At 70.9% G+C, this 5646-nt stretch carries 6 protein-coding genes; 1 reads left to right on the top strand and 5 read right to left on the bottom strand.

Annotated elements, in window-relative coordinates; all coding sequences use genetic code 11:
- Window positions 1–156 precede the first annotated feature (156 nt).
- Window positions 157–1107 (bottom strand): NAD-dependent epimerase/dehydratase family protein, encoded by a 951-nt coding sequence (locus tag QZW52_RS18340; protein ID WP_294001396.1) that lies wholly within the window; start codon window positions 1105–1107, stop codon window positions 157–159.
- Window positions 1108–1204: 97 nt separating this feature from the next.
- On the opposite strand from QZW52_RS18340, the gene QZW52_RS18335 reads away from it, so the two are divergent.
- Window positions 1205–2137 (top strand): LysR family transcriptional regulator, encoded by a 933-nt coding sequence (locus QZW52_RS18335; protein WP_294001393.1) that lies wholly within the window; start codon window positions 1205–1207, stop codon window positions 2135–2137.
- Here QZW52_RS18335 and QZW52_RS18330 read toward each other — a convergent pair.
- The 4 genes from QZW52_RS18330 to QZW52_RS18315 all read right to left on the bottom strand — a co-directional run.
- The gene (locus QZW52_RS18330; RefSeq protein ID WP_294001390.1) at window positions 2116–2421 is read right to left on the bottom strand and encodes a Dabb family protein; all 306 of its coding nucleotides are present in this window, start codon (window positions 2419–2421) and stop codon (window positions 2116–2118) included. The genes QZW52_RS18335 and QZW52_RS18330 overlap by 22 nt on opposite strands.
- Window positions 2422–2466: 45 nt before the next feature.
- Window positions 2467–3693, bottom strand: a complete 1227-nt coding sequence (locus tag QZW52_RS18325) for an AGE family epimerase/isomerase (RefSeq protein WP_294001388.1) — start codon at window positions 3691–3693, stop codon at window positions 2467–2469.
- 14 nt (window positions 3694–3707) lie between these two features.
- Complete coding sequence (locus QZW52_RS18320; RefSeq protein WP_294001385.1) at window positions 3708–4967, bottom strand: YbiU family protein; 1260 nt, start codon at window positions 4965–4967, stop codon at window positions 3708–3710.
- A 135-nt stretch (window positions 4968–5102) separates the two neighbouring features.
- Window positions 5103–5646: Gfo/Idh/MocA family protein (locus QZW52_RS18315; protein WP_294001382.1), on the bottom strand; the 544-nt coding region annotated here is incomplete at its 5' end.

Here is a 5646-nt window from a genome sequence, read left to right as displayed (position 1 = left end):
ATCAGCACCGACGACAGGTAGAGCGGGATCAGCGGATACAGCATGTCGGAGGCCGCGTCGTTGACCAGACTGATGAGTCCGATCAGCCAGACGGTGCGGGGCAGGGTGCGCAGGGAGGTCCACATGCGGGCCACGATAGCAGCCCGCAAGGGGAGGTCAGCGCCGCAAGGTCGCCCGCAGGGCCACGTTCAGCGGCGTGTGCGGCAGCGGCCCGAGCGCGGACGCCATCGCCCGGCCATCCAGCGTGTGCGGCTGCTCCCACAGGTAGGCCATCTCCGCCAGTTCGCGCCAGATCGGCACCACCCAGCCACCCGCCCGGATCACGCCCCACGGCAGCCCGCCGCGCCTGATCACCCCATGCGGCGCGAGGCCGAGTTCGCGGGCCAGGCGCTCGATCATGTCCAGCAGTTCGGCGCCGGTCACGTCGTGGCTGCGGTGGTGCCAGCAGCGAAACGCTGGTCCTGGCTCCGGCCGTGTCGCCGCGCGGACAAACGCCTGCGCCAGATCCGGCAGGTAGGTCCACGCATGCACCCGGTCGGTCGGGCCGGGGTAGACCAGCTTGCCCTTCGCGAGCGACTTGGTGATCGCCTGGTCGAGCCAGGTGCCCGAGCCGCTGCCAAAGAAATCACCCGCCCGGATCACGGTGCTGCGCAGCCGGCCGCTGGCGGCGCGTGACTGCAACTCGGCTTCCAGGGCGATGCGCAGCCGGCCTTTGCGGGTGCTCGCCGTCTGCGGGGTGTCTTCGCGCAGCGCCGTGGGCATGTCGGCGCCGAAGTTGTAGACATTGCCCGGCAGCATGAAGACCGCCCCGAGCCGCTCGGCCACGGCCATGCCTTGACGGGCCATCGGCAGCAGGTCGGCGGCCCAGCGTGTGTAGACCGGATTGGCGGCGTACACCACGGCGCGCACCCCGCTGGCGGCGGCCAGCGCGGTGGTGTCCGACAGCGCGGCGGTCACGGCCTGCGCACCCGTGGGGAGCATGGCCGGCGGGCGCCGCACCTGCGCCAGCACCTGCCAGCCCGCAGCGGCAAACGCCTGAGTCGCCGCGGCGCCGAAGCGGCCGTTGGCACCGAGGATCAGGACGCGGGGGGCGGAGGCGGTGGTCATGGCAGGGTCCGACAGCGGGTGGGGAAGGCGTTCAGTCTGGCGGGCCGCGGCGCATCCGACAATCGACGAAGTGTGCAAGCCAGCTATACAGTTCCGCATGGAAAACGCCCCCACCGCTTTTGACTGGACCCTGGTCCGCAGCTTCCTGGCCGTGCTGGACGCTGGCAGCCTGATGGGTGCTGCCCGCCAGCTCGGGGCGCAGCAGCCCACGCTGTCGCGCCACATCGCCGAGCTGGAGGCGCAGTTGAAAACACCGCTGTTCGAACGCACCGGCCGCGGCGTCGTGCCCACGGCAGCGGCGTTGGCCATCGCCGAGGCGGCCCGCGAGATGGCCGACGGGGCGCAGTCGCTGTCCCGTGCGCTCGCCCGCAACCGCGAGGCGACGGTCGGCACCGTGCGCGTGACCACCAGCCAGGTCGCGGCGGCGTGGCTGCTGCCGCCGGTGCTGGCGGCGCTGCAAGTGGCCGAACCGGGGGTGCAGGTCGAGCTGGTGGTCTCGAACGACGTGGCGAACCTGCTGCGCCGCGAGGCCGACATCGCGGTGCGCATGGTGCGGCCGGTGCAGTCCTCGCTGGTGGCGCGCAAGCTGGCGGACCTGCCGATCGTCGCCTGCGCCCACCGTGATTACCTGGCGCGGGCCGGCACGCCGCAGGCGCCGGTCGAGTTGCTCCAGCACCGCCTGATCGGCTACGACCGCGACGACACCGTCCTGCGCGGTTTCCAGCAGAGCGGCTTGCAGGTCACGCCCGCCCACTTCGCGCTGCGCACCGACGACCAGATCGCCAACGGCCAGCTCATCGCCGCCGGGGCGGGCATCGGCTTCGCGGCCTTGTATGCGCTGCGGCACTGGCCGGGCGTGGTGCCGGTGCTGCCGCAACTGGTGATTCCCGCGATGCCGTGCTGGCTGGCCGTCCACCGCGAGGTTCATGGCAGCGGGCTGGTGCGGCGGGTCTGGGATTTCCTGGCAGAGGCGATTCCCCGCACGGTGGGGCGCAGCGAAGGGGCCGGTCAGCCGCCGCTGGTGGTGTAGTCAAGCACCAGCACGTCGTCGAGCAGCGGCTGCAGCCGCGCCACGAACGCCTGGTGCGCCGGGTGCGGCAGGTAGTGGTCGCGGCCAGCGGCGTCGTCGAAGGTCAGCAGGAAGGCATGGGTGTAGCCGCGGGCCAGTCCTTCCGGGCTGACATCGGTGCCGGATTCGAGGGCGCGCACGGTGTCGATCGCCGCGGGCAGCGCGTGGAAGGCCGCGGTGATGTCGGCGATGGCGGCCGGGGTGGTGTCCGGCTTGAACTTGAGCAGCACGAGGTGGCGGAGCATGTGGATAACTCTGTTGATAAAATTGTGGATAACTGACCGTGTCCGTCAAGCGCCGAGGCCGCGCAGCACGTCCCAGCAGGCGCCCATCGTGTGGTAATCGGTCTTGCCGGCTGGGCTTTTTTCGTCGGAATAGGCGCGGTTGTCGGGCGTGCGGATGCGGTACCAGGCGCCGTGGACGTGATCGACCATGTGCGCCCAACTGTAGGCCCAGATCCGGTCGTGCCACTGCCAGTACGCGGCATCACCCGTGCGCACCGCCAGCAGCGCGGCGGCGGCGAAGCTCTCGGCCTGGACCCAGAAATACTTGTCCGCGTCGCACACCTCGCCGCCCGGCGCGAAGCCGTAGACGAGTCCGCCGTGCGTGTGGTCCCAGCCGTGGCGCATGGCGGTGTCGAAGAAATGCCGGGCGGTCGGGACGATCCACGCCGGCACCGCGTCGCCGGACGTGGCCTGTCGCCGCACCAGATGCACCTCCAGTTGCAGCAGCAGCTTGGCCCACTCGGTGAGGTGGCCGGTCTGGAAGCCCCAGGGACGGAAGATGTTGGTCTTGTCGTCGCGGTTGTAGTCGGGATCGACCGACCAGTCGGGGCGGTAGTGCTCCCAGACCAGCCCGCCCGACAGCCCGGCCAGCCGCTGTGTGACCGAGGTGGCCAGCGTCAGGGCGCGGTCGAGGTAGCGGGGGTCTTGCGTCGCGTCGAAGGCGGCGATCATCGCCTCGCAACTGTGCATGTTGGCGTTCTGGCCGCGGTAGGGGCCGACCTGCCAGTCGGGCGTCGCCTCGTCGGCGTAGAGGCCGTGCGCGGGTTCCCAGAAACGCTGTTCCATCAGGTCGAAGGTCGCGTCCAGCCCGGCGCGGGCCTCGTCGATGCCGGCCATCAGCGCGTGGGCGTGCGCCAGCAGCACGAAGGCGAGGCCGTAGCAGTGGTTCGTGCCGTCCTGCACCGTCGCCACGCGGCGTTCGCCATCCCAGTCGAGCTGCCACGCAAAACCGCCTTGTGGCTGCGCATGGGCATCGTGCAGGAAGCGCAGGCCGTGGCGCGCCGCTTCCTGGTAGGCCGGATCGCCGAAGCGCCGGTACGCCATCGCGTGGTTGAAGACGAAGCGCGTGCTGCTGACGAGGTGGCGCGTGCGGTGGTCGTAGACGGTGCCGTCGTCCTTGAAGAAGTGGAAGAAGCCGCCCGTCGGGTCGAGGCAGCGGCCGTCGTAGAACGCCAGCGTGTGGCGGATGTGGCCGAGCAGGAACTCGGGTGTGCGGAAAGCGGGGGTCGTCATGGTCGGTGCCGTGTTCACGGGGTCAGGCCCATCTGCTGCAGCCCGAGCGGGCTGAGGTCGGCGGGCGTGGCGCGGCCGGTGAAGTCGAGTTCGTAGTCCTCGGGCGCGAAGTCCGGGCTGCTGCGGCCGGCGAGGAAGTGGGCGGCCTGCCGCTCGGCGAAGCGGGCGTTCTTGTCGCACCACGGGGCGGCGCCGATGTAGATGACGTTGCTGTAGCCGCTGCCGGTGTGCTGGTTCTCGACGGCGTGGATCACGTCGGAGTGCCAGAAGACGGTGTCGCCCGGCTGCACCTCGGGGATCGACACCAGCCCGGCGAGCAGTTCCGGGTGCCACTGCATCGACGCACCGAGCGCCCGGCCGGGCTGTGCGCCGCAGAGGTCGCCTTCGGGCACATCGGGTTGCAGCGCCCGCAGCAGCATCCACGGCGTCGTGCGAGCGATGGGCACCAGCTTGAGCGTGCCGTCGCCGGGGCCTTGGCGGGTCAGCGCGGTCCAGCCCTGGAAGGTGCGGAAGGCGGAGCAGACGGCGGGGGAGGGAATTTCCTTCGTCGCCGTGCGGCCTTCGCCATCGAAGGGATTGAACGCGAGCGGGTCGCCCTGCAGCACCTCGCGGTACAGGTGCCGGAACGACGGCTCGCACCAGCGTTCCACCGAGCCACCGTCCGAGTGCGGCGACAGGCCGAGCGTCGAATCGCCGGCTTCGCGGCGGCGGATGCGGTCGGCGTAGTTGAACTGGCGGTCGGGGTCGAAGAAGCGGGTGATGCTGCCGTCCGGGCCGGGTTTCTCGAAGGTCCACAGCCGGTTCAGCCACGCCCGCGTCACGGCCAAGTTCGGGTGCTGGCGGGCCTGCATCTGCGGCTTGGACCAGTAGAGGCTGAAGATCTGCGGCCGGCCGGCGGCCAGGGCGCTGAAGTATTTGTCGAGGCCGGCCTTGTCCTTCATCCGCAGCAGGTAGCCCACCTCGTCGATGTAGCGCACCACCTCCTCGTTCCACTCGGCGATCTGCGCCGGGTCGAACACACCGCGGATCACCGCGCAGCCGCGGCGGTGGACACGGGCGACCTCGGCGGGCGAGACGCGGCCGGCGGCGATGTCGGCGTAGGCGATCTCGGGGACGGCGTGGCCGCTCGCCATCTCGCTGCGGATGGCCGAGACCTCGTCGTTCAAGGCTTCGGTCAGGCGGGTAAAGCGGCCGGCGAGGTTGGGGATGTCGCTGCGCAGTTGCCGCTGGTTGGCGCGCACGGCGGCGGGGATGTCGTGCATCCAGGTTTCCATGATGGGTTCCTTCTGATTCCGAAGCCCCCCTCCCGGCCTCCCCCCGCTGGGGGGAGGAGAGCAAGCGCGAGGCGTCTGGCTGTCTGTCCTGCTCCCTCCCCCAGCGGGGGAGGGTTGGGGAGGGGGTTTTCCACGTCAATCGATCTGCCGCGCCCGCCCACTGGCCGCACTCGCCAGCCCCGCCAGCGCCACCGCCATCGAGCGTTCACCATCCACCCCCGTGGCGAGCGGCGCCCCCTGCCCGGCGCAAGCGCGCACGAAGGCGTCGAAGCCCACTTCGTACAGATCGACCGCCGGCACCTCGACCTCCCGCTCGCCCGCCGCGTCGCGCAGCCACAGCCGCCCGGCGCCGGCCTGCGTCAGCGAGCCTTCGGCGTAGAGCGCGCCTTCGGTGCCGAGGACGTGCAGCCGGGTCGCGGCGTGTCGGGCGACAAACGATTCGTGCGTCTGCGCCAGCACGCCGCCGTCGAACTCGATCAGGCTCATCGCACTGTCCTCGACCTGGCCTTGGCCGAGGCCGTGCTGGCGCGTGACGGTGGTGATGCGGCGCGGTTCGGCCTGCAGCAGGAAGCGCAGCAGGTCGCCGTCGTGGACGAGGATGTCCAGCACCACGCCGCCGCCCGCGCCGGGGGCGTCGATCCGCCAGCCCTGCAGGTGCGGCGGCAGGTAGACCGCGTGC

The sequence above is a fragment of the Sphaerotilus sp. genome, from assembly GCF_013299175.1.
Classification (GTDB): Bacteria; Pseudomonadota; Gammaproteobacteria; order Burkholderiales; family Burkholderiaceae_C; genus Sphaerotilus.
The sequence above is the reverse complement of the archived record's forward strand: the minus strand, read 5'-3'. Positions and strand labels throughout refer to the sequence as shown.

What these genes read in the sequence shown, in the direction of transcription:
- QZW52_RS18340 (WP_294001396.1), bottom strand. Translation starts at nt 1,107, where the DNA reads ATGACCACCGCCTCCGCCCCCCGCGTCCTGATCCTCGGTGCCAACGGC.
- QZW52_RS18335 (WP_294001393.1), top strand. Translation starts at nt 1,205, where the DNA reads ATGGAAAACGCCCCCACCGCTTTTGACTGGACCCTGGTCCGCAGCTTC.
- QZW52_RS18330 (WP_294001390.1), bottom strand. Translation starts at nt 2,421, where the DNA reads ATGCTCCGCCACCTCGTGCTGCTCAAGTTCAAGCCGGACACCACCCCG.
- QZW52_RS18325 (WP_294001388.1), bottom strand. Translation starts at nt 3,693, where the DNA reads ATGACGACCCCCGCTTTCCGCACACCCGAGTTCCTGCTCGGCCACATC.
- QZW52_RS18320 (WP_294001385.1), bottom strand. Translation starts at nt 4,967, where the DNA reads ATGGAAACCTGGATGCACGACATCCCCGCCGCCGTGCGCGCCAACCAG.